The organism is Streptomyces sp. NPDC054932 (assembly GCF_053610205.1).
Window position 1 is genome coordinate 1 of sequence record NZ_JBSGXU010000126.1, and the last position, 23,521, is coordinate 23,521.

19 protein-coding genes are annotated in these 23,521 nt (G+C 74.8%); 10 read left to right on the top strand and 9 right to left on the bottom strand.

The window, feature by feature from the left end; translation table 11 throughout:
• Positions 1–84: 84 nt before the first annotated feature.
• Positions 85–1,374 carry an ATP-binding protein gene (locus tag ACWGE1_RS27885; protein ID WP_453423224.1) on the bottom strand — a complete coding sequence of 430 codons (1,290 nt, stop codon included), beginning with the start codon at positions 1,372–1,374 and terminating at the stop codon, positions 85–87.
• Positions 1,375–1,534: 160 nt separating this feature from the next.
• On the opposite strand from ACWGE1_RS27885, the gene ACWGE1_RS27890 reads away from it, so the two are divergent.
• Positions 1,535–3,013, top strand: coding sequence for a glycosyltransferase family 39 protein (locus tag ACWGE1_RS27890; RefSeq protein WP_453423225.1), 1,479 nt, complete (start codon positions 1,535–1,537; stop codon positions 3,011–3,013).
• A 143-nt stretch (positions 3,014–3,156) separates the two neighbouring features.
• Positions 3,157–3,927 (top strand): trypsin-like serine peptidase, encoded by a 771-nt coding sequence (locus ACWGE1_RS27895; RefSeq protein WP_453423226.1) that lies wholly within the window; start codon positions 3,157–3,159, stop codon positions 3,925–3,927.
• 64 nt (positions 3,928–3,991) lie between these two features.
• Here ACWGE1_RS27895 and ACWGE1_RS27900 read toward each other — a convergent pair whose 3' ends face one another.
• The 5 genes from ACWGE1_RS27900 to ACWGE1_RS27920 form a co-directional block, all read right to left on the bottom strand.
• Complete coding sequence (locus ACWGE1_RS27900; RefSeq protein ID WP_453423227.1) at positions 3,992–5,200, bottom strand: acyltransferase family protein; 1,209 nt, start codon at positions 5,198–5,200, stop codon at positions 3,992–3,994.
• A gap of 139 nt (positions 5,201–5,339) precedes the next feature.
• The gene (locus tag ACWGE1_RS27905; RefSeq protein WP_453423228.1) at positions 5,340–5,825 is read right to left on the bottom strand and encodes an NUDIX hydrolase; all 486 of its coding nucleotides are present in this window, start codon (positions 5,823–5,825) and stop codon (positions 5,340–5,342) included.
• 36 nt (positions 5,826–5,861) lie between these two features.
• Entirely contained in the window at positions 5,862–7,487 is a 1,626-nt protein-coding gene (gene lnt, locus ACWGE1_RS27910) for an apolipoprotein N-acyltransferase (RefSeq protein WP_453423229.1), read from the bottom strand.
• A 259-nt stretch (positions 7,488–7,746) separates the two neighbouring features.
• A complete protein-coding gene (locus tag ACWGE1_RS27915; RefSeq protein WP_453423230.1) occupies positions 7,747–8,262 on the bottom strand; it encodes a hypothetical protein in 516 nt (171 codons plus the stop codon).
• A gap of 90 nt (positions 8,263–8,352) precedes the next feature.
• A complete protein-coding gene (locus ACWGE1_RS27920; RefSeq protein ID WP_453423231.1) occupies positions 8,353–9,390 on the bottom strand; it encodes an FAD-dependent oxidoreductase in 1,038 nt (345 codons plus the stop codon).
• Positions 9,391–9,552: 162 nt separating this feature from the next.
• On the opposite strand from ACWGE1_RS27920, the gene ACWGE1_RS27925 reads away from it, so the two are divergent.
• Both ACWGE1_RS27925 and ACWGE1_RS27930 read left to right on the top strand, forming a co-directional pair.
• Positions 9,553–10,155, top strand: a complete 603-nt coding sequence (locus tag ACWGE1_RS27925) for a TetR/AcrR family transcriptional regulator (RefSeq protein ID WP_453423232.1) — start codon at positions 9,553–9,555, stop codon at positions 10,153–10,155.
• Positions 10,155–11,078 (top strand): ADP-ribosylglycohydrolase family protein, encoded by a 924-nt coding sequence (locus ACWGE1_RS27930; protein WP_453423241.1) that lies wholly within the window; start codon positions 10,155–10,157, stop codon positions 11,076–11,078. Before ACWGE1_RS27925 ends, ACWGE1_RS27930 begins: the two co-directional genes overlap by 1 nt.
• On the opposite strand, the gene ACWGE1_RS27935 is transcribed toward ACWGE1_RS27930, so the two are convergent.
• Complete coding sequence (locus tag ACWGE1_RS27935) at positions 11,048–12,658, bottom strand: ABC-F family ATP-binding cassette domain-containing protein (protein WP_453423233.1); 1,611 nt, start codon at positions 12,656–12,658, stop codon at positions 11,048–11,050. The two genes, ACWGE1_RS27930 and ACWGE1_RS27935, sit on opposite strands and share 31 nt — an antisense overlap.
• Before the next feature lie 132 nt (positions 12,659–12,790).
• On the bottom strand, positions 12,791–13,582 hold the full coding sequence (locus ACWGE1_RS27940) for a glutamate racemase (protein ID WP_453423234.1): 792 nt from the start codon (positions 13,580–13,582) through the stop codon (positions 12,791–12,793).
• A 428-nt stretch (positions 13,583–14,010) separates the two neighbouring features.
• On the opposite strand from ACWGE1_RS27940, the gene ACWGE1_RS27945 reads away from it, so the two are divergent.
• The 5 genes from ACWGE1_RS27945 to ACWGE1_RS27965 all read left to right on the top strand — a co-directional run bounded on the left by ACWGE1_RS27945 (position 14,011) and on the right by ACWGE1_RS27965 (position 20,351).
• On the top strand, positions 14,011–15,189 hold the full coding sequence (locus ACWGE1_RS27945) for a glycosyltransferase (protein ID WP_453423242.1): 1,179 nt from the start codon (positions 14,011–14,013) through the stop codon (positions 15,187–15,189).
• Positions 15,190–15,436: 247 nt separating this feature from the next.
• Positions 15,437–15,943, top strand: a complete 507-nt coding sequence (locus tag ACWGE1_RS27950; protein ID WP_453423235.1) for a DUF6643 family protein — start codon at positions 15,437–15,439, stop codon at positions 15,941–15,943.
• Positions 15,944–15,990: 47 nt separating this feature from the next.
• Complete coding sequence (locus tag ACWGE1_RS27955) at positions 15,991–16,815, top strand: MOSC domain-containing protein (protein WP_453423236.1); 825 nt, start codon at positions 15,991–15,993, stop codon at positions 16,813–16,815.
• A gap of 312 nt (positions 16,816–17,127) precedes the next feature.
• A complete protein-coding gene (locus tag ACWGE1_RS27960; protein ID WP_453423237.1) occupies positions 17,128–17,739 on the top strand; it encodes an Rv1733c family protein in 612 nt (203 codons plus the stop codon).
• A 146-nt stretch (positions 17,740–17,885) separates the two neighbouring features.
• Complete coding sequence (locus ACWGE1_RS27965; protein ID WP_453423238.1) at positions 17,886–20,351, top strand: right-handed parallel beta-helix repeat-containing protein; 2,466 nt, start codon at positions 17,886–17,888, stop codon at positions 20,349–20,351.
• Here ACWGE1_RS27965 and ACWGE1_RS27970 read toward each other — a convergent pair.
• A complete protein-coding gene (locus ACWGE1_RS27970) occupies positions 20,293–22,668 on the bottom strand; it encodes a hypothetical protein (RefSeq protein ID WP_453423239.1) in 2,376 nt (791 codons plus the stop codon). The genes ACWGE1_RS27965 and ACWGE1_RS27970 overlap by 59 nt on opposite strands.
• Positions 22,669–22,966: 298 nt before the next feature.
• On the opposite strand from ACWGE1_RS27970, the gene ACWGE1_RS27975 reads away from it, so the two are divergent.
• Positions 22,967–23,455 (top strand): SRPBCC family protein, encoded by a 489-nt coding sequence (locus ACWGE1_RS27975; protein WP_453423240.1) that lies wholly within the window; start codon positions 22,967–22,969, stop codon positions 23,453–23,455.
• The last annotated feature ends 66 nt before the right edge of the window (positions 23,456–23,521 follow it).

The following is a 23,521-nucleotide window of genomic DNA, read 5'->3' on the forward strand; positions in this document are numbered from 1 at the left end:
CTGCGCGTTCCGCCCCCGCCGCAACCGGGGGACGGAAGCCGGGAGGCGGAAACCGCGGAACGGCTACCGCGCCCGGACCCGGTGTCAGAACCGGGCGTGCGCGGTGATGTCCGCCTCGAACTCACCCGTCATCGCCGGGGTCACCGTCGGCCGGCACTGCCGGACCGCCGCCAGGTAGTCCTCCGTGGTCGCGCCCAGCTGCGCGGCCGCCGCGCCCCGCGCGCCGACCGCCTCCAGATCCCGCTCGAAGGACACCTGCGCCGCGATCCGCGCCGCGTGCTCGATGTCGGCCGGCGTGAACAGCTCGGTGGCGGCCACCAGGGCGCTCACGTCGACGTCCGCGCGCCCCGCCGTGTAGCGGGACCAGATCGCGGCGCGCGCCCCCGCGTCCGGGGTGCCGATCGGGATGAGGTAGTCGAAGCGGCCGGGCCGCAGGAAGGCCGGGTCGAGGGAGCGGATGGAGTTGGTGGCGCACACCAGCAGCCGCTCGTCCCCCTCCCGGAAGCCCGGTATCAGCTTCAGCAGTTCGTTCGTCACGCCGTGGATGCCGCCGGGCTGAGCGGGCTCGGTGCGCACCGGTGCGATCTCCTCGACCTCGTCGATGAAGACGAGCACCCGCTCCAGCTCGGCGATCCTGGCGAAGGCGTCGCGCAGGGCGGCCGCCAGGTTGCCCTCGTCGGCGAGGCGGGAGGGCAGCAGTTCCACGAAGGGCCAGCCGAGCCGGGAGGCGATGGCCCGGGCGAAGGTGGTCTTGCCGGTGCCGGGCGGGCCGAAGAGGGTGATGGCGCGCGGCGGCCGCACCCCGTGCGAGGCGGCCCGTTCGGGCTCGGCGAGCGGCAGCACCACGCGACGCTCGATGAGGTCCTTCTCCTTCTCCATTCCGGCGACCTTGGTCCACAGGTCATTGGGCAGGAAGCGGCCGCCGAGGTCGTCGAGGAGGCCCGCGGCCGGTCCGTGCAGCGGCTCGGTCTTCTCGAAGTAGGCAACGGCCGGCTGCCGGGTGTAGCCGGCGTTGAGGAGGCCCTCGCCGAGCATGTCCTCCTCGGGCAGGACGTACGCGATGCGGCCGACGCGCGCGGCGATGAGCCGTCGCTCCAGCTCGACGAGCAGGGCGCTGGCCAGGCCCCGGCCGCGCCAGCCGGCGGCGATCGCGATGCGCATGACCCAGGCCCGCTCCCCGGTGACGCAGGCGAGTGCCGCGCCGATGGGGACGCCCTGGTGGACGGCGACCACACAGGGCTGGCGGTCGGTCAGCGCGCTGATGCACTCGGCGAGCGAGAAGACGGACTCCTGGCCGAGTTCGGCCGTGGTGTCGATCAGATGGACCACCGCTGCGAGATCGCTCTCGCGGTAGTCGTGGATGAGCCAGTTCACCGGGTACCGCCCCTCGTTCGTGCTCCTGCGGCGAGGCTAGGGGCGGGTGGGCCGGACGATCACGCTCCGTGGTGCACAACACCCGGTCCGGAAACCGTCCGTGGCGTCCATAGACTGGTGCTTTCCCCCGACATCCCGCACCGAGGATCCGCGCACCTTCATGCCTTCCGACATATCCGCCATACCTGTTCCACCCGATTCCCGGCGTCGGCGCGTTCTGGTGTGGCTGGTGCCCCTCCTGTGGACCCTGGCGCTCGGACTGTGGGGACTCTCGCGGCAGGACAGCGTGTGGCGGGACGAGGCGGCGACCTGGCAGGTGGCCGGGCGGACGGTGCCCGAGATATGGGCCATGCTCGGGAACGTCGACGCCGTGCACGGTCTCTACTACCTGCTGATGCACGGGCTCTTCGAGGTCTTCGGGGCGAGTACGACGACGCTGCGGCTGCCGTCCGTGCTGGCCTGCTCGGCGGCCGCGGCGTGCGTGGCTCTGATCGGACGGCGCCTGGCCGGCTTCTGGGCGGGGCTCGGCGGCGGGCTGGCCCTCGGGCTGCTGCCGGCGGTCCAGTTCTACCTCCAGGAGGGCCGCCCGTACGCGCTGGTCGCGGCGGGGGCCGGGCTCTCCACGCTGCTGCTCGTGTCGCTCCTGGAGAGCGCGCCCGGACGGCGGGCCTGGCCGCGCTGGGCGGTGTACGGCGCCACCGTGCTGGTGTGCGCCCTGCTGAACTGGCTGTCGCTGCTGGTCCTGCCCGCGCACGCGGCGACGCTGGGGTGGGCGCGGGCCGGGCGCGGTGTGTGGCTGCGCTGGGCGGCCTACGCCTCGGGAGCGGTGGCGGGGGCGCTGCCGCTGATCCTGTTCAGCCGGAGCCAGTCCGACCAGGTGTCGTGGATACCGCCGCTGACCGGGCACATGCTGATCGGGCCGGGGATCCTGCTGGCGATCGGCGGGCTGGGGGCGTGGGCGGACCGGCGGCCGGGCCGCGGGGGGCTCTCGGTGGCCTCGGTCGGCCTGCCGCTGCTGGCGGTGCCGCAGCTCGGGCTGATCGGGCTGTCCCTGGTACAGCCGCTGTTCCTGGACCGGTACGTGCTGTTCAGCATGGTGGGTCTGGCGCTGCTGATCGGCGCCGCGCTGGGCGCTGCCGTACGGTCCTGCGCGCCCCGGTTCCCGAGGGCTGCGGGTCTGCTCGTGCCGGGGGTGGTCGGGGTCTCGGTGCTGGCCCTGATGCCGGTGGAGCTCGGCAAGCGGGCTCCGGCGAGCCGGGTCGACGACGTGCTGGCGGTGGCCGGTGAGGTGGCCGGTCTGAAGCGGGAGGGGGACGCGGTGCTGTTCGTCCCGGCGGCGCGGCGGGACACGGCGCTGGTCTCGCCCGGTGCCTTCACCGGCCTGTCGGACGTGGCGCTGGCCGAGTCCCCGGTGGCCTCGGCCACACTGAAGGGCGAGGAGGCGGAGCCGGCCCGGATCCGGGCGGCGCTGCTCGGGCAGCAGCGGGTGCTGCTCGTGACGGACTCGGCGAAGGTGGCGAAAGCGCCGTCGGCGGAGCGGGACAAGGCCAAGGCGGCGGTGCTGCGGGAGCACTTCGCGGTGGTGGCGGACCGGCAGGTGCGGGGCCGCCGGGTGACGGTGTACGAACGGCGCAGCTAGGTCGTCCCGGCCGGGGGCCGATTGCCGACAAAAGGGGGCCTGTCCGGGCATGGGCCGGGTTTCACATCGGGCTCACCGGATTCACAGGAGATTCATACGGAACAGCAGCCTCCGGACACAGGTTCGGCGGGCAGGGTGGAAGCATGATCCAGTCCACGCTCCCACGACCGGCCCGGCGCACCCGTGCGCGGCGGGCGTCCCGGATCCTGCTCGCACTGTCGGCAATGGCCGCACTGCTGGGCGTGGACGTCCCCGACGCCGCGGCCGGACCGCCGCTCGGCATCACCGCGCGGGCACGGCCCGGCGCCACGGCGGACCGGGTGGGCGCGCTCTTCGCGGGCGGGCCGGAGGGCGGCCACTTCTGCACCGCCGCCGTGGTGCGGAGCGAGGGCCGCGATGTGATCGCCACCGCCGCGCACTGTCTGGAGAGCCCGTACACCACCGTCTTCGCCCCGGGCTACCGCGAGGGCAAGACCCCGTACGGGCTCTGGAAGCTCACGGGTGTGTACGTGGCGCCGGGCTGGACGGACGGCCAGGACCCGGACGACGACGTCGCCTTCGCGACGGTGGCCCCGGTGGACGGCGCGGCGGACGGAGCCGTCGAGGACCTCGTCGGCGGCTTCCCGGTCGCCGCCGAGCAGCCGGAGGACCCCACGGTGACGGTCATCGGCTACCCGCGGACCGAGGAGACCCCGCTGCGCTGCGCGAACACCACCGCCCTGCTCTCCGGGACCCAGCGCCGGATCGACTGCCCGGACCTCACCGGCGGCACCAGCGGCAGCCCCTGGCTGGTGGACGGCGCGCTGGCCGGCGTGCTCGGCGGCCACGAGGGGGGCGGGAGCGTCCCGGACACCTCGTACAGCGCGGTACTGGGTGACGAGGCACTGGAGCTGTACCGGCAGGCCCGGTCCTGAGGGCAACCTCCGGGCGGTGGCTGCGGGCTGCGGGCCACGGGCTGCAGGCCGGAACGGTCCCGGGTCACCTCCTCCCGAGGGGGGCCGGTATGCGTTCCGCGTCGGGCGCGGAGGGCTGGCCCGGAAGCAGGTCGATCGACGGTCCGCGCACGGCGTCCGACCGGATGTCCTGCAGCCCGCGGCGCAGGCGGTCGCGCAGCAGCCGCCCGAGCGGACGTTCCACGAACCGGTGGATCAGCCAGGCGAGCAGCAGCATCGCGGCCGTCACTGCGATGACCAGGGGTACGGGTGCCACCTCGCGGCGGAAGTGATGGATGAGGGTCAGCCCGGCCATCATGTGGATCAGGTAGAGCGGGTACGTGAGCGCTCCGGCGTGCGGGAGCCAGCGCCACCGGATGCCGTCGAGGGCGCCGAGTGCCATGGCGGCCATGACGGCGAAGCCCAGCGCGATGATCAGATGGGCGGGCCAGGCGGGCGTCCGGTCGGCGGCGGCCCGGCCCAGGCTGGAGATCATGCGGGCGTGCACGTGGTGCTGCGCGAGGAGGAACTGGACGCCGACGACGGCCCACAGGACGGCGTTCGGCCGGAAGCGGCGCATCAGGTGGAAGGCGATGCCGGCGATGAAGTACGGGGACGAGGACGGGACCGCGAAGAAGGACAGCACGCCGCTGTCGGCGGTCGGGGCCACCACTCCGGCGAGGGTCCAGGCCGCACAGAACAGGACGCAGTTGCGGTAGGTCACCCCGCGCATGACCACGACCGCGAACAGCACGTAGAACTTGAGCTCGACGAAGAGGGTCCAGTACGCGTCGTCGATGTTCGGGACGCCTATGCCCCCCTGGAGCATCGACAGGTTCACCACGACATCGCTGAACGCCTTGACCTGTTTCACCTCGGGCCAGGCGAACAGCACGAGCGAGGTGAAGACCACGGCCACCCAGTAGGCGGGGAAGAGGCGGGAGAGGCGGGACACCGCGAAGTCGCCCACGCTGCGGCCCCACGCACTCATGCAGATGACGAACCCGCTCACCAGGAAGAAGATCTCGACGCCCAGCCAGCCGTAGACGGCGAAGCGGTGGGCGATCGGGAAGACGTCCTCCGGCGGTTCGCCCCAGGCGCTCGCGAGGGCGAAGTAGTGGTAGAAGAGCACGCCGAGTGCGGCGAGGACGCGAACCCCGTCGAGGACCGCCAGGCGTCCGCCGGGAACCGCTCCGGCCGGCGCGCGGCCGTGGCCGCCCGCCCGCGAATCTCCGGCTGCATTGCGCGAGCCCATCCCCCGACCGCCCCCTCGAATGTACGACTGTCCGACAACCGCCCTGGACCAGCGGAACCCTACAGCGCACATACGGGCAGCCCACAGCGCCTGCCCCGGCAGGCAGTGGGGGTGCACCCGGTTCGTTCGGGCTGGTCCGCTACTCCGTGAGCTCGGCGGGGGCCTCGAACCAGGCGGGCTCGTCGCGCAGGGCCCGGTGGATCCGGTCCAGGCCGAACGGAGCCAGCGGAGGCAGCGCGTCCACCTCGAACCACGCCACTTCGAGGGACTCGGGGTCGTTGACCCGTGCCTCGCCGCCCGTCGCACGGCAGCGGAAGGTGATGTCCTGGAACTGGCAGATGTCACCGTTCGGGTAGGCCATCGGCTCCGTCATCTGGACCAGGACCACCCGCTCGGCGACGCAGCGCACCGCCGTCTCCTCGTACACCTCGCGCACCGCGGTCTCGGCGGGCTGCTCCCCCGGCTCGGCGATCCCGCCGATCACCGCCCACTGCCCGGTGTCGGAGCGCCGGCCGAGCAGCACCCGGCCGAGGTCGTCGAAGACGATGGCCGTGACCCCGGGCAGGAGCAGCAGCTGGTGTCCGGCGCTGGCGCGGATCTGACGGATGAAATCGGGTGTGGTCATGCCCCGACCCTACGAGGCCACCGCCCCGGTACCGCCTCAGGCGGCGCGGCGCGAGCGGATCCGGAGGGTCAGGATCCACCCGAGGCCGCTCGCGGCCAGCAGGAACAGCGCGTACTCCGGCAGCGGCCCGACGACCGTGGCCGGGGTGCGGCCGGAGCGCAGCGGGATCTCGGCGACGAGCGCGTCCGCGGTGAACATCTTCGTCTGCGAGACGACCTTCCCGTCGGGGCGGATGACGGCACTGACCCCGCTGGTGACGGGCACGAGGACGGTCCGGCTGTGCTCGACGGCGCGGATCCGGTCCATGGCCAACTGCTGGTAGGTCATCTGCGACCGGCCGAAGGTGGCGTTGTTGCTCGGTACGGCGATCACCTGGGCGCCGTCCTGGACGGTGGAACGGACGGCGTCGTCGAAGGCGGCCTCGAAGCAGGTGACCATGCCGACGCCGCTGCCGGCCATGTCGAAGACGCCGGGGTCCTTGCCGGGACCGAAGTCGCGGCGCACCCGGTCCACGTCGGAGCTGAAGAGCCGGACGACGGAGCGCATCGGAATGCGCTCGCCGAAGGGCTGGATCTTGCGCTTGTCGTAGGTCGCGGTGGGGCCCTTGACCGGGTCCCAGAGGATCATCGTGTTGCGCAGCGGACCCGTCTGCGGGGCCACCACCGCGCCGATCGCGACGGGCACGCCGATGGCCTTGACTGCCTGGTCGATGACGCCGCGGGCGTCGGGCTCGGAGTACGGGTCGAGGTCGGAGGAGTTCTCCGGCCAGATGACGAAGTCGGGCTTCGGGACGCGCCCGGCCCTGACGTCCTCGGCGAGCTGCACGGTGCGCCTGGCGTGGTTGTCGAGGACGGCCCGGCGCTGGGAGTTGAAGTCGAGGCCGAGGCGGGGCACGTTGCCCTGGATCACGGCGGCGACCGCGGTGCCGTCCTCGGCCGCGTCGGAGACCAGCGGGCGGGCGGCGAGGCCGACGCCGACCGGGGCTGCGATGGTGAGCGCGGTCAGCGCGGCAGTGGTGCGGGTGGGGTGGCGGCGGGCGATGCGCACGGCTTCGTAGAGGCCGAATCCGCAGAGGGCCACGCCGAAGGAGAGCAGCGGGGTGCCGCCCAGCGCGGCGAGCGGGGTGAAGACGCCGTCGGCCTGGCCGAAGGCGAGCTTGCCCCAGGGGAATCCGCCGAAGGGGGCCCGGGCCCGCAGTGCCTCGCCCGCCACCCAGACGGCGGCGGCGAACAGCGGCCAGGCCGGGAGCCGGCTGACCAGGGCGATACCGAGGCCGGTGAGGGCGATGAAGAGGGCTTCGAGGACGCTCAGCGCCAGCCAGGGCACCGGGCCGACCTCCTCGCCGGTCCAGACGAGGAGGGGCAGCAGGTAGCCGAGTCCGGCGAGGAGTCCGAGCCCGAAGCCGGCCCGGGCGCGGCGGCCGTGGAGGCAGCCGGCGAGCAGGGCGAGGGCGAAGGGGGCCAGCCACCACAGCGGGCGGGGCGGGAAGCTGAGGTAGAGCAGCACGCCGGAGAGGGCGGCGAGCACGGAGCGCAGGAGCCACCATCCCTTCCCGCGCGCGGCGGAGGGGGCGGTGGCGGGGGGCGCGGCCGCCTCGGCCGGGGGCCCGTCGGCGGACTGCGAGGGCTCGTTCCCGGTCGCGCGGGTGACACTGCTGCTCATCTGGCGGAGTGTACGTCCCCGCGCCTCACGGACCGGTAAACGCCCGGCCATGATCGGCGGGACACCCCACTGGGCCGTCTCTTTTGGACCTTGTCGGTCGGGCCCGTGTCGTCCGGTGCCGTGCATCTCCCCCAGCTACCGCTGGGAGGTGCCCCCTGGGCGGAGGAGCGCCGTTGTACTGGACGTACTGCGGTGCTCCGACAACGCGGCGAGGTGCGGTGCCGGCGGCGCGGGCCCGGCAAGATCCGAAAGAGACGGCCTAGCGGGCGAGGGCGCGCAGGTGGGTGCGGATGACGCGGACCGCGTTCTCGGCGTCGTCGACGGTGACGGTGAACCGCTTGCCGTCGCCGAGGGTGAGTGCCACGCCCTCGCCGCGCCGGACGATGATCGCGGTGCCCTTCTCGGGGCGCCAGCGGTGGCCCCAGCCGCCCCACTGCTGCGGGGTGATGCTGGGGACGAACTCGGCGGAGGCGACCTCGGTGAGCCGGATCCTGCGGCGGGGCACCCCCATGTGGCCGCAGCGCACTTCCATGGCCTCGGAGTCGACGGTGACGGCCACGTGCACGAAGGCCAGGGTGCCGTAGAGGATGAGCAGCCCGACGGCCAGGCAGCCGATCACGGACATGAGCAGCGGAATGATGCCGGCGGTCCAGGCGTAGTCGACGGCGAGTTCGATGCCGAGCGCCAGACAGGCGGCACCGATGGCTGCGAACAGCCACTGCGCCCGGTTGGAGGCCCGGCCCGCCCAGAGCGGACCCGGAGGGTGACCCGTCATGAGTAGCAGCGTACTCACGTTCCGCTTGCCCGCCACTGTCTCTCGCCCACTCGGTTCATCGTGGTCCGCGCGGCGGGCGTCGTCCCGGGCTCACGCGCTCCCCGGCAGCAGGCGGACGAGCGCGTCGCGCAGGGCCGGTCGGCGGCCGGTCATGAAGCGGTGCAGGCTCCGGGAGGCGAAGGCGACGCGCTGGGCGCTGCGGCGGCGCTCGGTGTCGTACGCGCGCAGGGCGCCGGGCAGCCCGGCCGGTCCGCCGCCGGTGGCACGGGCAACCGCGCGGGTCAGGGCCTCGGCGTCGAGGAGGGCGGTGCAGGCGCCCTGGCCGAGGTTGGGCGTCATGGCGTGGGCGGCATCGCCGACGAGGGCGGTCCGGCCGTCGGCGACGAAGGTGGGGAGCGCGGGGTGGAGGTGGCGCATCTCGTACCGGATCCAGGTCGCGGGGTCGGTCTCGGCCAGGACGCGCGGGATGGGGTCGTGCCAGCCGGCGAAGGCCTCCCGTACCTCCTCGGCGGTGGTGGCCTCGGGGACGGTGGCGTACCAGTTGGTCCGCCCGGGCTCGACGGGGGTCATGCCGAAGAAGCGGCCCGCGCCCCAGGTCTCGCCGTACAGGCCGGTCTCGAATCCGGCGATGCCGATCCAGGCGACCGTGCCGAGCGGGCGCGGACCGCCGACGCGGCCGAAGTACGCCGCACGGACGCAGCTGTTGATGCCGTCGGCGCCGACGACCAGGTCGGCGCCCAGTCCGGCGGGGTCGGTGAGGTGCTGCCCGTAGGCGATCCGCACGCCGCCGAGCCGGTCGAGCCCGGTGATCAGCGCGTCGATGAGGTGGGGCCGGGAGATGAGCAGTTCCGGCCGGCCCGCCCTGCGCTCGATCCGTTCGAGCGGGAGGGCCGCCAGCACCTTGCCGTCGGGGCGCCGGATCCGGGCTTCCCGGTACGGGACCGCCCGCGCCCGCAGTGCGTCGCCAAGACCGAGCCGGTCCAGCGCGGACTGGGCCGTGGGGTGGATACCGAAGGCGGTTCCGTAGCGTTCGGGCCCGGTCCGCCGTTCGAGGACGGTCACCTCCCAGCCCGCACGGCGCAGTCCGATGGCGGTCGCCAGTCCGCCGACGCCCGCGCCGACGACCACGGCCGTGCCCGCCCGGTGCGCCCGCTCCCCCGCCCGTCCCCCGCCCGTCCCGCGCTCTGCCCGGTCCCGGTTCCGCTCATGGCCCGTCCCTTCGCCGCAGCCCCGACCACCACAGCCGCGGTACTACATCTGCGGTACCACGACTGTGGTTAGGATGGCAACGTGAATCAGGACCGGAGGGACCGGCTGCGGGACGCGGCCATCGGCGTACTGGCGCAAGCGGGCGGGCGCGGTCTGACCCACCGGGCCGTCGACGCGGCCGCCGCCGTACCGGCGGGCACCGCCAAGAACTACTTCCCGACCCGCGACGCACTGCTGCAGGGCGCGGCCGAACGCTGCGCGGAGCAGTACCGGGCACTGGCCGCGGCCCTGGCGGGGGCCGGCCCGGGACCCGGGCCGGGGCCCGCCGACGCGGCGCAGCTCGCCGCGCTCCTCGCGGACCTCCTCCGCAACGTCGCAGGTCCCGGACGCCCCCGGGTGCTGGCCTATCTGGAGCTCCGGGCCGAGGCGACACGGCGCCCGTGGCTGGCCGCACTGCTGGACCCGGTCGCCGCGGCGGACTTCACGGCGTACGCGCACCTGCTGCGCACGGCCGGACTGCCGGCCGGGCCGGAGCGGGCCCGTGCGCTGACCCTCGCCCTGCACGGCGCCGTCCCCCACCTGTTGGCCGGCGCACCGGCCGCGCTGGCCGCGGCCGGCCTGGACGACCTGGACCGCTTCGCCCGCGAACTGCTGGCCGCCGTGTGCGGGGAGGCGACCTCGTGATCACCCTGGAGGACCGGGCCGTGGGAGCCGTGCTCGGCTCGGCGGCGGGCGACGCGCTGGGAGCGCCCTACGAGTTCGGGGCGGCGGGCGAACTGACCGCGCGCGGCGCGGAGATGGCCGCCGGCGGTGGCTGGGACCCGGGCGAGGCGACGGACGACACGCAGATGGCCGTCCTGGTCGCGGAATCCCTTCTGGAGTGCGGCGGTCTCGAACTCCCCGACGTCTTCGGCCGGTTCCGGCGCTGGGCGGCGGGGCAGCCCAAGGACATCGGGCTGCAGACCGAGGACGTGCTGACCAGCGGCGAACCCTGGGACCTCGCCTCGGCTCTGCACTTCCAGGTCAACACGCGGGCCGCGGGCAACGGTTCCCTGATGCGCGCCGCCACCTCGGCGGTCTACTTCGCTCCCGCCGGGCGGCAGGCGACCATGGACGCCGCCCGGCGGATCGCGGCGCTGACGCACGGCGACCGGGCCGCCTGGGAGGGGACCGCGATCCTGCACGAGCTCGTCCGCGTCGCCCTGGAAGGGGCCGATCCGCTGGCCGCCCTCCCCGCGACGCTCGACGCGGTGCACCCGGACCATCGCGAGCGGTACGGCCGGGTGCTCGCCCACGACTGGCATCCGGACCTGGCCACCGAATTCAACGGGGCGGTGTGGCCCTGCCTCGGCTCGGCGGTGTGGGCCCTGCGGACCACCTCCGGCTTCGCACAGGCGGTACGGGCCGCGGTGGACCTGGGCGGGGACACCGACACGGTGGCCGCGGTGACCGGGGCCCTGGCCGGGGCCCGGTACGGCCAGGGGGAGATCCCGGAGCACTGGACGGCTCCGCTCCACGTACCGCTGCCCGGCTTCGGCGACCGGGTCCTGGACGCGGAGGACCTCCGCACTCTGGCTCAGCGGCTCACGGAGGCCGGTTCCCGCTGAAGCTCCAGGCGCCGCCCCGGGAAGGCCGCGCGCAGCCGCCGGTCGTGCGTGACCAGGACCAGGGTGCCGCCGAAGTGGGCCAGGGCCGCCTCCAGTTCCTCCACCACGGCCGGGGCCAGGTGGTTCGTCGGCTCGTCGAGGAGCAGCAGGTCGAGCGGCCGCGCCACCAGCCGGGCCAGCTCCACCTTGCGGCGCTGACCGGCCGAGAGGGCGCGCACCGGGCGGGCGAGGTCGGCCGGTGCGAGCAGGCCGTAGCCCGCCACCCGGTCGGCGTGCTCCTGGCCGAACACCTCGACGACGGAGCGGGGTTCGGCCCCCCACGGATCGTCCTGGCGGAGCAGCCCCACGCGCGGGGGTGTCCGTACGCCGCCCTCCGCGGGCTCCAGTTCACCGGCGAGCAGCTGCAACAGGGTCGACTTCCCGGCGCCATTGGGTCCGGTGACCAGGAGCCGCCCGCCCGGTGGCAGCGTGAGGGAGACCGGCGCGAGCCGCCCCGGCAGGGCCGCGCCCGCGATCTCCACCACGCCCGCCGAGCCCTCGGTGAACCGGCCGGTGAAGACGAGCGGCCGCGGGGGCGGCGGGACCGGGTTCCCGGTCAGCCGGTGCAGCCGTTCACGGGCGGTGCGGATGCGGCTCGCGGCGCCGTGGGTCCGTGACCGGGCGCGGAAGGCACCGGCGCCGCTGAAGCCGCGCGGCAGCTTCCGCGGGATCGCGGCGAACCGGCCGATGTTGGTCTCGGCGAGCCGCTCGGCGTCGCGGACCTCCCCGCGCCACTGCTCGTACTCCCGCTCTTGGCGGGCCCGTTCGGCGGCGCGGGCCGTGCGGTAGCCCGCGTAGCCGTTGCCGTGGCGGCGCACCGTCCGGCTGTCCCGGTCCACGTCGAGGACGGCGGTCGTGACGCGGTCGAGGAAGAGCCGGTCGTGGGTGACGGCGACGACGGTGCCGCGGTGGGCGAGCAGATGCTCCTCCAGCCAGGCGACCGCCTCGTCGTCGAGGTCGTTGGTGGGTTCGTCGAGCAGCAGCAGTTCCGGCTCGGCGGCGAGGACCGCTGCGAGCGCGAGCCGGGAGCGCCGGCCGCCGGACAGGGTGCCGAGCCGGCGGTCCGGGTCGAGCTCGGTGCGTTCGCCGAGGCTGCGCAGGGTGGCCCGGACGCGCCGCTCGGCATCCCGTCCGCCGCGCGCCTCGTGGGCGGCCAGGAGGTCGCCGTAGGCGGCGAGTTCCTCGGGGCCGGCCCGGTGGAGCAGGGCCTCGGCCGCGCGGATCCGGTGTTCCAGTGCGCGCAGGTCCGCGAGGGCGAGGTCGATCGCCTCGCCGACGCGGGCGGTCGGCGGGAGGTCGAGGGTCTGCGCGAGGTGCCCGATGCCGCCGGGGGCGGTGACGGCCACCTCGCCGTGGTCGGGCCGTTCCCGTCCGGCGAGGAGCCTGAGCAGGGTGGACTTGCCGGAGCCGTTGTCGCCGACGACGCCGACCCGCTCGCCGGGCCGGACCGTGCAGCTGACGCGGTCCAGGACGACACGGGCGTCGTAGCTCTTGGTGACCTCGGACAGGACGATCCGGGTGGTGGCGAGTGGAGCACGCAAGGGCGATTCCTTCCCCGACGACGAGACGGACCGTTCCGTCTCGTTACGCGCCCAACCGTAGACCAGACCGGGATCGCACGCAAGACGGTTCGTCTCGTCAGGGAGGGTTCAGGGGGTGGGCCGGGCGTGCCGTCAGCCGACGGGCGCGCCCTGGCCCGCGAGCAGTCGGCCTTCGGCGTACCCGAGAGCGGCGGCGGGCAGGGTCCCCTCGCGCCCGCTGCGCAGCACGGTCAGCCCTCCCGTGCGCGGCAGACCGGGCTCGGGCAGCAGCCCGATGCGGCGCAGCGCCTGGATCGCGACGGGCTCGGCGGAACCGTGGAAGACGAGCTCCGCCCCCCGGGTCCGCGCGGCGAGGGCGGACCGGATGGCGCCCTCGACCAGTTCGTAGTGCGTGCAGCCGAGCACCACGTCGGTGACGTCGGCCGGGGTCAGCGCGGCGGCCGCGGCGACGGCGGCCGCGACGGCGGCGTCGTCGGCCACCTCCACCGCGTCGGCGAGCCCGGGGCAGGGCACCTCGGTGACCCGGGCCCCGGTGGCGAAGTCACGGATGAGCCCGCGCTGATAGCTGCTGCCGGTGGTGGCGGGGGTGGCCCAGATCGCCACCCGGCCCCCGGCGGCCGCGGCGGGCTTGATCGCAGGCACGGTCCCGATGACCGGGATGGCCGGCTCCAGTTCCGCCCGCACCGCGTCCAGGGCGTGCACGGTCGCGGTGTTGCAGGCGACGATCAGCGCGTCCGGACGGTGTGCGGCGGCGGCCCGGGCGACGGCGAGCGCCCGCTCGGTGAGGTCGGCGGGGGTCCGCGGGCCCCACGGCATGCCGTCGGGGTCGGAGGACACGACGAGATCTGCGTCCGGCCGCAGCCGCCGCACCGCCGCGGCCGCCGCGAGGAGGCCGATTCCGGAGTCCATGAGCGCGATCTTCACCCGGCCACCTTAGTCGACACCCGCCCCGACCCGGCTCTCCCTCCACGACCCCGGGAACCAACCGAGCAGCCACCACACCACGCCCGCCCGCACCTCCGCACCCCGAAACCGCCAGGCCCCCACACCTCGATCGGCAAGCCACCGCACCCCCGAACCGACAAGCCTCCACACCCCACCCGGCAGGCCACCGCATCCCCGAACCAGCAGGCCGCACACCCCGGCCGACGGGCCTCCACACCCGGACCCGAGAAACCCCCACACTCCGGCCGACAGGGCAACCCCACCCCGGAACCGGCATGCCTCCACACCTCGGCCGGCAGGCCAACGCACCACGGGCGGCAGGCCACCGCACCCCCGGCCGGGAGGCCCGCCGCACCCGGGGTGCGCGGATGCGCGACACACCCGCCGGGGCCCGGCACACTGCCGCCATGGGCCTCCTCACCGCCGCCTGCGCGGCCTACGCCTCCCTCGCCGCCTGGCTCTGGCTCACCCTCGCTCAGGGCATGTTCTGGCGGACCGACGTCCGCCTCCCGCCGCGCACGGACCCCGCCCACTGGCCGTCCGTCGCGATCGTCGTCCCGGCCCGGGACGAGGCCGAGGTGCTGCCCCGGAGCCTGCCCTCGCTGATCGCCCAGGACTATCCCGGCGAGGCCGAGGTGATCCTCGTCGACGACGGCAGCACGGACGGTACGGGCGAGCTCGCGCACCGGCTCGCCCGCGAGCACCCCGGGCTCCCCCTCACCGTCGCCTCCCCCGGCGACCCCGCACCCGGCTGGACCGGCAAGCTCTGGGCGCTCCGGCACGGCATCGGGATCGCGCGCACCGCGCACGCCACCGAGCCCGATTTCCTCCTCCTCACCGACGCCGACATCGCACACGAACCCGACAGTCTGCGCGAATTGGTCGCCGCCGCCACCTCCGCGGACCTCGACCTCGTCTCCCAGATGGCCCGGCTGCGGGTGGTCGGCCTGTGGGAGCGGCTCGTCGTACCGGCCTTCGTGTACTTCTTCGCCCAGCTCTACCCCTTCCGCCGGATCAACCGGCCCTCCGCCCGCACGGCCGCAGCCGCCGGCGGCTGCGTGCTCCTGCGCACCGGGGCCGCCGTGCGGGCCGGCGTCCCCGACTCCATCCGCCAGGCGGTCATCGACGATGTCTCGCTCGCCCGCGCGGTGCAGCGTTCCGGCGGCCGGATCTGGCTGGGGCTGGCGGAGCGGGTGGACAGCGTGCGCCCGTACCCCGCGCTCGCGGACCTGTGGCGGATGGTCTCGCGCAGCGCCTACGCGCAACTGCGCCACCAGCCCCTCCTGCTGGCCGGGACGGTCGCCGGGCTGGCGCTCGTCTACCTCGTGCCCCCGGTCGCCCTCCTCGCGGGCCTCGCGACCGGGCACGCGACCGTCGCCGGGGCGGGCGGCCTGGCGTGGCTGCTGATGGCGGGCACCTACGCACCGATGCTCCGGTACTACCGCCAGCCGGTGGCGCTGGCGCCACTGCTTCCGCTCACGGCGCTGCTGTACCTCCTGATGACCGTCGACTCGGCGGTTCAGCACTACCGGGGCCGGGGGGCCTCCTGGAAGGGCCGCACCTATGCCCGTCCCAGTGACGCCTGAAACGACGGACCGCCCGCCCGGGACGGAGTCATCCGAGGTCACCGCATTGTGACGCTGCGTCAGCACGAAGTCGGTGCAACACCCAACCTGTGAGTACGAGTAGGAGCAAGGTGGGACGGAAGTGGCGAATCGTGCACGTGAACGCCAAGTGAATGGTGTGGCCCTGACCTGCGAATATGCAGGTCAGGGCGGTGTTGACGACACCTCGCTATGGACCCGGTGAAGTCGTGGGCTTAACTTAGGTCCCATGACCTCCCCCCGCTCCACTTATGGCGGCGGTTACTACTCCGCGCCCTCCTTCCCGGACACCCCCATCTACGACTCCCTCGTCGCCGAACGCGGCACTCCGCAGATCGCCCCGATCCGCGTCCCGGCCGCCTACGAGTCCCCGAGCGCCGGATACTCGAGCGGCGGTTACCTGCCGGCGCTCGCATCGTCGATGCCCGCACTGCCGCCGGCCCAGCCCCAGCAGCAGACCTCGGGGTACGGATACCCGTACCAGCAGCAGTCGGCCCCGCAGCCGATGCCGCTGCAGCAGGCGCCGGCCCCGTACATCCCGCAGCAGCAGCCGATGGCGGCCCGCGGCGGATACGTGCAGCAGCCCCAGCCGCAGCAGCCCCGCCCGGCAGCCATGGCCACGGGCTACGAGGCCATGCGTCCGGCCGCGCCGCGACCGATGCAGGTTCCCGCGCCCGTACCGGCCGCCTCGTACGAGGACCCGTACGGCCGCCCCTACCAGGGGCGCGGCTACTGACGGGGCTCTGAGACGCGGGCCCGCGGAGGGGCTGGCAGGATGCCCCCATGTCGAACTTGCACGTGCAGGCGCTCCACATCCATCCCGTCAAATCGGTAGCGGGGACCGCTCCCGACGAGGTGGCCGTGGAGCCCTGGGGTCTGTCCGGGGACCGGCGCTGGGCGCTGATCGATCCCGAGGGCGCGGTCCTCACCCAACGCCGCCATCCGCGGCTGGCCCTGGCCGCGGCCCGGCCGGTCGGCGGCGGCCGGATCGCCGTCACGGCGCCGGGCATGGCGGAGCTGTTCGTGGAGGTGCCCGAGCCGGGTCCGCTGGAGCCGGTCCTGCTGTTCGGGAAGAAGGTCGAGACCGTGGTCGCGGCGACCGCCGCGGCCGACTGGTTCAGCGCGTACCTCGGGGTGCCGGTACGCCTGGTGCACATGGATGACCCGGCCGTACGCCGTGCCGTGGATCCGGATTACGCCCTGCCCGGCGAGATGGTCAGCCTGGCCGACGGCTATCCGCTGCTGATCACCACCCTCGCCTCGCTGGACGCCCTCAACTCACTGATCGCGCAGGGGGACCACCCCGAGGAGGGCCCGCTGCCGATGAACCGATTCCGCCCCAATGTGGTGGTTTCCGGGGCGAAGGCGTGGGCGGAGGACGACTGGCTCCGCATCGCGATCGGCGACGCCGTCTTCCGCGGTGTGCGGGAATGCGGCCGGTGCGTCGTCACCACCACCGACCAGGAGACGGCGGAGCGGGGCAAGGAACCGCTGAAGACCCTGGCCAGGCACCGGCGGATCGGCCGGTCGCTCGCCTTCGGCCGACTCCTGGTGCCGGTACGGCTGGGCACGGTGCGCGTCGGCGACGAAGTCCGCGTCCTCGCATGACGCGTCCGGCGCCGTTCCGGGGCGGGCGGGGCGGGCAGGACGGACAGGGCGGGCGGGTGGTCGCGGACCGGCGACCGGCCGACCGGATTGACACCTTCGAGGGGCTCGGCGCCCGAGCTGGAACCAACCGGCACGACCAGGCCGTTGGAACAGTCGGGACAGGTGGACACCTGCGAGGGCGGCGGCCCGGAGGGCCGGCGCCGGATCGGGTGGCACATGTCCCGTGCGTCCCGGAATGCGCGTCGTCGGGGCGTGCGGGAGACCGGGACGCGCAGGCAGGCGGAGACTGGCACAAGTTGGGGGAGCCGGACCGTGCGGACAGCAATGGGCGTGTGGCGTTGGCGGCGCAATCCGCTGCGCCGGCCGACCGATCTCTTCGAGGCGTGGGTGGCGTTCGCCGCGCTGGTGTGCGTCCTGGTGGTGGCTCCGGCCGTCGGCTGGGTCGCGGGCCTGCAGGTGGACGGTACGCTGCAGCAGGCCGCGCACGAGCAGCAGCAGGAGCGCCATCTCGTTCCGGCGGTGGTGCTCCGGCCGGCCGCGGAGTCGGCCGCGGACGCGTCCGCCGACCCGTCGGCGCAGCGGACGGCCCCGCACCGTACGCAGATCGTGGCCACGTGGACGGCGCCGGACGGCAGCAGCCATCAGGGCACGGTGCCGGCCGCCGAGGAACCGCCGCGTCCCGGCGACCGGTTCCGGATCTGGACCGATGTGAGCGGCCGGGTGGTGGGGCAGCCGCTCGACCCGTCCTCGGCCGTGTTCCACGCGGGGATGGCGGGCCTGGCCGCCGCGATCTGCGTGGCCACGCTGGTAGAGACGGTGCGGCGGCTGGTCGTACGGCGGCTCATGCATCAGCGGTACATACGTCTGGACCGGGCCTGGGCGGCCGCCGGGCCGGACTGGGGCCGAGCGGGCGCGGGCAGCTGACCTGGCAGCTCATCGGCTCCGCGCGCGCTACGGTGGGGCGGCCGGACAGGTCGCTCCAGTAGCTTCAGTGGCTCGAGTGGCTTCGGACATCAGTGGCTTCGGCCGCATCGGCAGCGCGAGCACGAGGGTGGGGGCACGACAGCACCATGGTTCAGGGCACGGTCCAGGTGACGCACGGCGGGTCTTCGCGGTGGCGGCGCCGCTCCGGTGAGTATCCGACACTGACCGCCGCGCTCGCCGTCGCGGGCGACGGGGACGTGCTGTCCATCGCGCCCGGCACCTACCGCGAGAACCTGGTGCTGCACCATGCCGTCACCCTGCGCGGGCCCGAGGGCGGTGCGGGGTCGGTGCGGATCGCCCCGCTCGACGGGGTCGCGCTGACCGTGCGCGCCTCGGCCGTGATCCAGGACCTGTATCTGGAGGGCCAGGACCGGGCGGCGCCCGCGCTGCTGGTGGAGGGCGGCTCCCCCGAGCTCACCGACCTGCGGGTGAGCACCCACTCCGCCGCCGGCATCGAGGTCCGCGGCGCCGGGGCCCGGCCCGTGGTGCGTCGGTGCACGGTGGAGAATCCGGCCGGCGTCGGCATCGCCGTACTGGACGGCGGCGGCGGGGTGTTCGAGGAGTGCGAGGTGGTGGCCGCCGGGCAGAACGGCGTCTCGGTGCGCGGCGGAGGCCGGCCCCGGCTGGAGCGCTGCCGGATCCACCACGCCACGGGCGCGGGCATCGGGGTCACCGGGGAGGGTTCCGGCCTGGAGGCGCTGGGCTGCGAGGTGTACGAGGTCAAGGGCGCCGGGGTGCAGATCGCCGCGCGCGCCGCGGCCCGGCTCACCGACTGCTCGGTGCACCGCACCTCGGCCGACGGGGTCACGCTCGACACCGACGCGGTGCTCACCCTGGCCGGCTGCGACATTCACGACATTCCGGAGAACGCGGTCGATCTGCGGTCCCGCTCGGTGCTCACCCTCAGCCGCACCACGGTGCGCCGGTTCGGCCGCAACGGCCTGTCGGTGTGGGACCCGGGCACCCGGGTGGACGCCGAGTCCTGCGAGATCCATGACAGCACGGGTGACTATCCGGCGGTGTGGATCAGCGACGGGGCCACCGTCTCCCTCGACTCCTGCCGGGTGCACGACGTGCCGGACGCCCTGTTCGTGCTGGACCGCGGATCGCGCGTCGACGTCATCGACAGCGATCTGTCCCAGGTGCGCAACACCGCCGTCTCGGTGAGCGACGGAGCCACCGCGCAGCTCGACGACTGCCGGATCCGCGAGGCGGGCACCGGGGCCTGGTTCCGTGACCACGGCAGCGGCGGCACGCTCGCCGGCTGCACCATCGACGCCGTGCAGACCGGGGTGATCGTCACCAAGGGCGCCGATCCCACGCTGGAGCGGTGCACGGTCACCTCCCCGGCCGAGGCCGGTTTCTACGTGTCGGCGGGCGGCCGGGGCACCTTCACTGCCTGCCGGGTGACGGGCAGTTCCGGCTTCGGCTTCCACGTCATGGACGGCTGCCGCACCACGCTGACGCGCTGCCACACCGAGCGCTGCGCCCGCGGGGGCTACGAGTTCGCGGAGGACGGGCCGGCCCCGCAGGAATGCACCAGCGACGAGTCCGGCGCGCGGCCGGCAGCCCGGGCCACCCCGGGCGGCGGCCTCACCGGGCCGCAGGCGGGCATCCGTACGGTCACCGCGGTGCAGAGCCCCGCGGTGCAGTCGGCGCAGACGCCCCCGCCCTCCGTGCCGCGGCCCGCGGACGGGACGGAGGACGGCCCGGCCCCCGGCGCGCGGGATTCCGGCGAGATGCTCGGCCAGCTCGACGCGCTGGTGGGTCTGGACAGCGTCAAACGCGAGGTGCGGGCGCTCACCGACATGATCGAGGTGGGCCGGCGGCGCCAGCAGGCGGGGCTCAAGGCCGCCTCGGTGCGCCGGCACCTGGTCTTCACCGGCTCCCCCGGCACGGGCAAGACCACGGTGGCCCGGCTGTACGGGGAGATCCTCGCCTCGCTCGGGGTGCTGGAGCGCGGGCACCTGGTCGAGGTGTCCCGGGTGGATCTGGTCGGTGAGCACATCGGCTCCACCGCGATCCGTACGCAGGAGGCCTTCGACCGGGCGCGCGGCGGGGTGCTGTTCATCGACGAGGCGTACGCACTGGCGCCGGAGGACTCGGGCCGGGACTTCGGGCGCGAGGCGATCGACACGCTGGTGAAGCTGATGGAGGACCACCGGGACGCGGTGGTCGTGATCGTCGCCGGGTACACGGCGGAGATGGAGCGCTTCCTGACGGTGAATCCGGGCGTGGCCTCGCGGTTCTCCCGGACCATCACCTTCGGCGACTACGGGCCCGAGGAGCTGCTGCGGATCGTGGAACAGCAGGCGGAGGAGCACGAGTACCGGCTCGGGGAGGGGACCTCGCAGGCGTTGCTGACGTACTTCACCGAGCTGCCCAAGGGCCCGGCCTTCGGCAACGGCCGCACGGCCCGCCAGACCTTCGAGTCGATGGTGGAGCGGCACGCGGGACGGGTGGCCCAGCTCTCGGAGCCCAGTACGGACGAGCTCACCCTGCTGTTCCCGGCGGATCTGCCGACGCTGCCGGTCCTGCCCGCTCCTTGCTGACCTCGAATCGCTGACCCGGTACCCCGGCCCGTGCGGCGGCGTCCAGCCGGGCGAGCAGGGCGTCGCGTTCGGCGGCGAAGGCCGGGTCGGCCTGGTAGTCGGCGTGGCCCAGGATCGGGGCGGGCAGCGGGTGGCGGGCGCTGCGGCCGTAGCCGAGCGGGTCGGCGAGCGGGCCGCGGTCCACGTCCTGCCCCGCACCGGGCAGGGCCGGGCCGCCGATGGGGTCGGTGGCCCGCCAGAGGTTGCGCCAGCAGTCGACCTCGCGGTGCAGGGCGGTGAGCGGTCCGGGGCCGAAGTAGGCGGGGAACCAGCGGCCGTAGAGGCGGCCGAGCGGCGATCCGTAGGTGAGCAGGGCGACGCGGCGGCGGGCGGGCGGCGGCAGTTGCCAGACGGCCGCCGCGGCGAGCACGCTGCCCTGGGAGTGCCCGGAGATGACCAGGCGGCCGCCGGTGCGGCCGGTCCAGCCGGCCATCCGCCAGGTCAGGTCGGGGACGGCCCGCTCGGCGTAGCAGGGCGGTGCGAAGGGGTGGGCCGCGCGCGGCCAGAAGGTGCCGACGTCCCACAGGATTCCTATGGTCCGGCGGGCGGCGGGGTCCCGGTAGGCGCGGCGGCCCCAGGCGATGAAGGCGGCGATGCCGATGCCGATGAGCCAGGACCCGGTGTCCTGGGCGGTGCGGGCGGCGGCTTCGAGCAGCGGCAGGGTCCCGCGGGCGGCCTCGCCGGGGACCCGCCCGCTGAACCAGGCCCCGGCCAGTGCGCCCGCGCCGAGCACGAGGGTCACCCCGGAAACGGCCGCCACGAACCACGGCGCGGAATCGGTGAGCGCCGCCGCGGTCCGGGCCCCGGCGATCCGTCGGCTGCGGTCCAGGTCCGGAGTCTCGCCCGGGTATTCGGCGGCCACCACGGCGGCGAGCCGGGCCCGCGCCCGGGCGCCGCGCACCGCGAAGAAGCCCGCGAGCAGCGCCAGTACGAGGAGCAGCGGGGGCAGCACGGCGGCCTGCCAGGACAGCAGTACGGGCGGCCCGGGGAGCGGGGCTCCCGGCATCCCGGGTGTGGCTCCCCCGTCCAGCCAGTCGGCGACGCGCTGGGCGACCCCGCCGGACATCACCCCGCCGAGCGCGCAGCCGAGCATGGCGACGGCGGGCCCGGCGAGGCCGTGCAGGGCGGCCGACGGGTCGGGGGCCCGGCGGTGGAGGTACCGGGCGACGGCGGCGAGGGCGAGCACGCAGAGCCCCTGACCCAGCATGAGGACGCCGAAGGTCAGGTCCCCGGGGAGCCGTCCGGTGGAGGTCCAGCCCGGGCGCGTCCAGCAGGCGTGCAGGAGGACGGCGGCGAGCAGGGCGAGGGCGGCGCCGGGCAGCAGGGTGACGGCGGCCCGGTCGAGCCGGTGGTCGGGACGGGCCTCGGTGCGGCCGCGCCGGCAGACGACCCAGGCCACGGTGACGGCCCCGGCGGCGAGCAGGACCTGCGTGGCCGAACCGAGGGCTGCGAGGACGGGGGCGCCGGCCCGGCGGTCGTGGCGGGCGGTCGGCACGGAGACGGCCACCGCCACCGTGAGCAGCCCGGCGGCGGTGTGCGCGGCGCGCAGCCGGGCCACGAGCCGGCGGCCGTACCAGAAGCCGGGCCGGCCGAGCGCGGGCCCGGTGTCCGGGTCGGTCGCCGGCGCGGTGTCCGGGTCGGCGGCTCCGGCGGGCGGCGGCTGGGACTCGTAGGCGCTCCACGTGCGGTTCGACAGGTACCAGAGCAGCCCGGTCAGCGCGGCGGGAACCAGGGCCCCGAGGGCGAGGCGGCGGCCGGGCTGGGCCCACCAGCCGCCCCCGGGCGCGAGGAATCCGAGCCAGGACCGGGATCCGGCACAGGTCACGGAGCCCGCGCACTGCCAGGCGGCGAGGTCGAGCGCGACCTCGCAGGCCGCCGCGATCAGCAGCACGGTCAGGCTGAGTGCGAGGACCCGTACGAGGACCCCGTACGTGCGCACGGCGCGCGGGGCGGGGTCGGTGGCGGGTGTGGCCGGCCGGGCCCAGTGGGCGAGGTTGGCGACCATGAAGGGCAGGAGCAGCAGCCACAGGGCGCGGGCGCCGTTGCCGGAGGTGAGCCGGGACCAGCAGTAGGCCTCGGGGACGGGCCGCCCGGCGTACCGCTCGGGGTGGGCTTCGGCGTCGGCGTCCTCGGTGCGGCGGAAGACGGCCGCGGTGGAGTCTCCGGTGACGCGGACGGTGCGCGGGTCGCCGAGCAGCTCGCCGGGGGCGGCGCCGGCGACTCCGTGGACCAGGAGTTCGAGGGCGAGGGGGGTCTCGGGCTGGGGGCGGTCGGGCACAGCGGCCTCCGCTCGCGGGGCGGGATCGGCGCGGATCCAGCATCCCGCGCGAGGGGGCCGATGCCCAGGCTCCGCGCGGCGATCGGCGCAGATCGGCGGAGATCGGCCCGGTTCGGTCGGGACCGGCGGAGATCCGGGCCGGATCCGGGCGGGACCGGAGGAGAATCGGAAGGAGGTCCGCGGGAGCTCGGAGGCAGATCGGATGGAGATCGGAGGGAGATCGCTACGGACTTCTCGCGGGCGCGGGGCTATGGTGACGCCCGCACGCGTTCGGATCCTCACCCCAGGGGGTACTGCCATGGCTCGCCGACTCCGCCCGGTGGGGCTGGACTTCATCGAGGACGCGCCGGTCCGGCTGGTCTTCGCCACCGAGACCGTGGCACCGCCCGAGGCCGTGTACCACGCGCTCGCCGAGGAAGTGGAGGCCTGGTCCGGCTGGTTCGGGGCGGTGAAGCTGGCCCGCCCCACGCACGGGGGCGCGGGCCGCGAGGTCAGGCTGATGGGCGGGGTGAACTTCCAGGAGACCGTCATGGCCGCCGATCCCGAGCAGCGTTACGCGTACCGGGTCGACACCACCAATGCCCCCGGGGTGCGGGCCCTGCTGGAGGAGTGGCGGCTGACACCGGCCGGTTCCGGCACGCACGTCCGGTGGACCTTCGCCGCTGACGGCCCGACCCCGTTCCGCCTCGGCCTGGCCGCCGCCCGGCCGGGCCTGGGCCACTCCTTCCGCACGGCGGTCCGAGCACTGGACCGGCGGCTCACCGCCCGGCGCGGGGCCGGTCAGTAGCCGGTCCGCCTCCGCCCGGCCCCGGGGCCCGACGGGGCGGACAGGGTGCTGCCGCCCTTCGGGTCC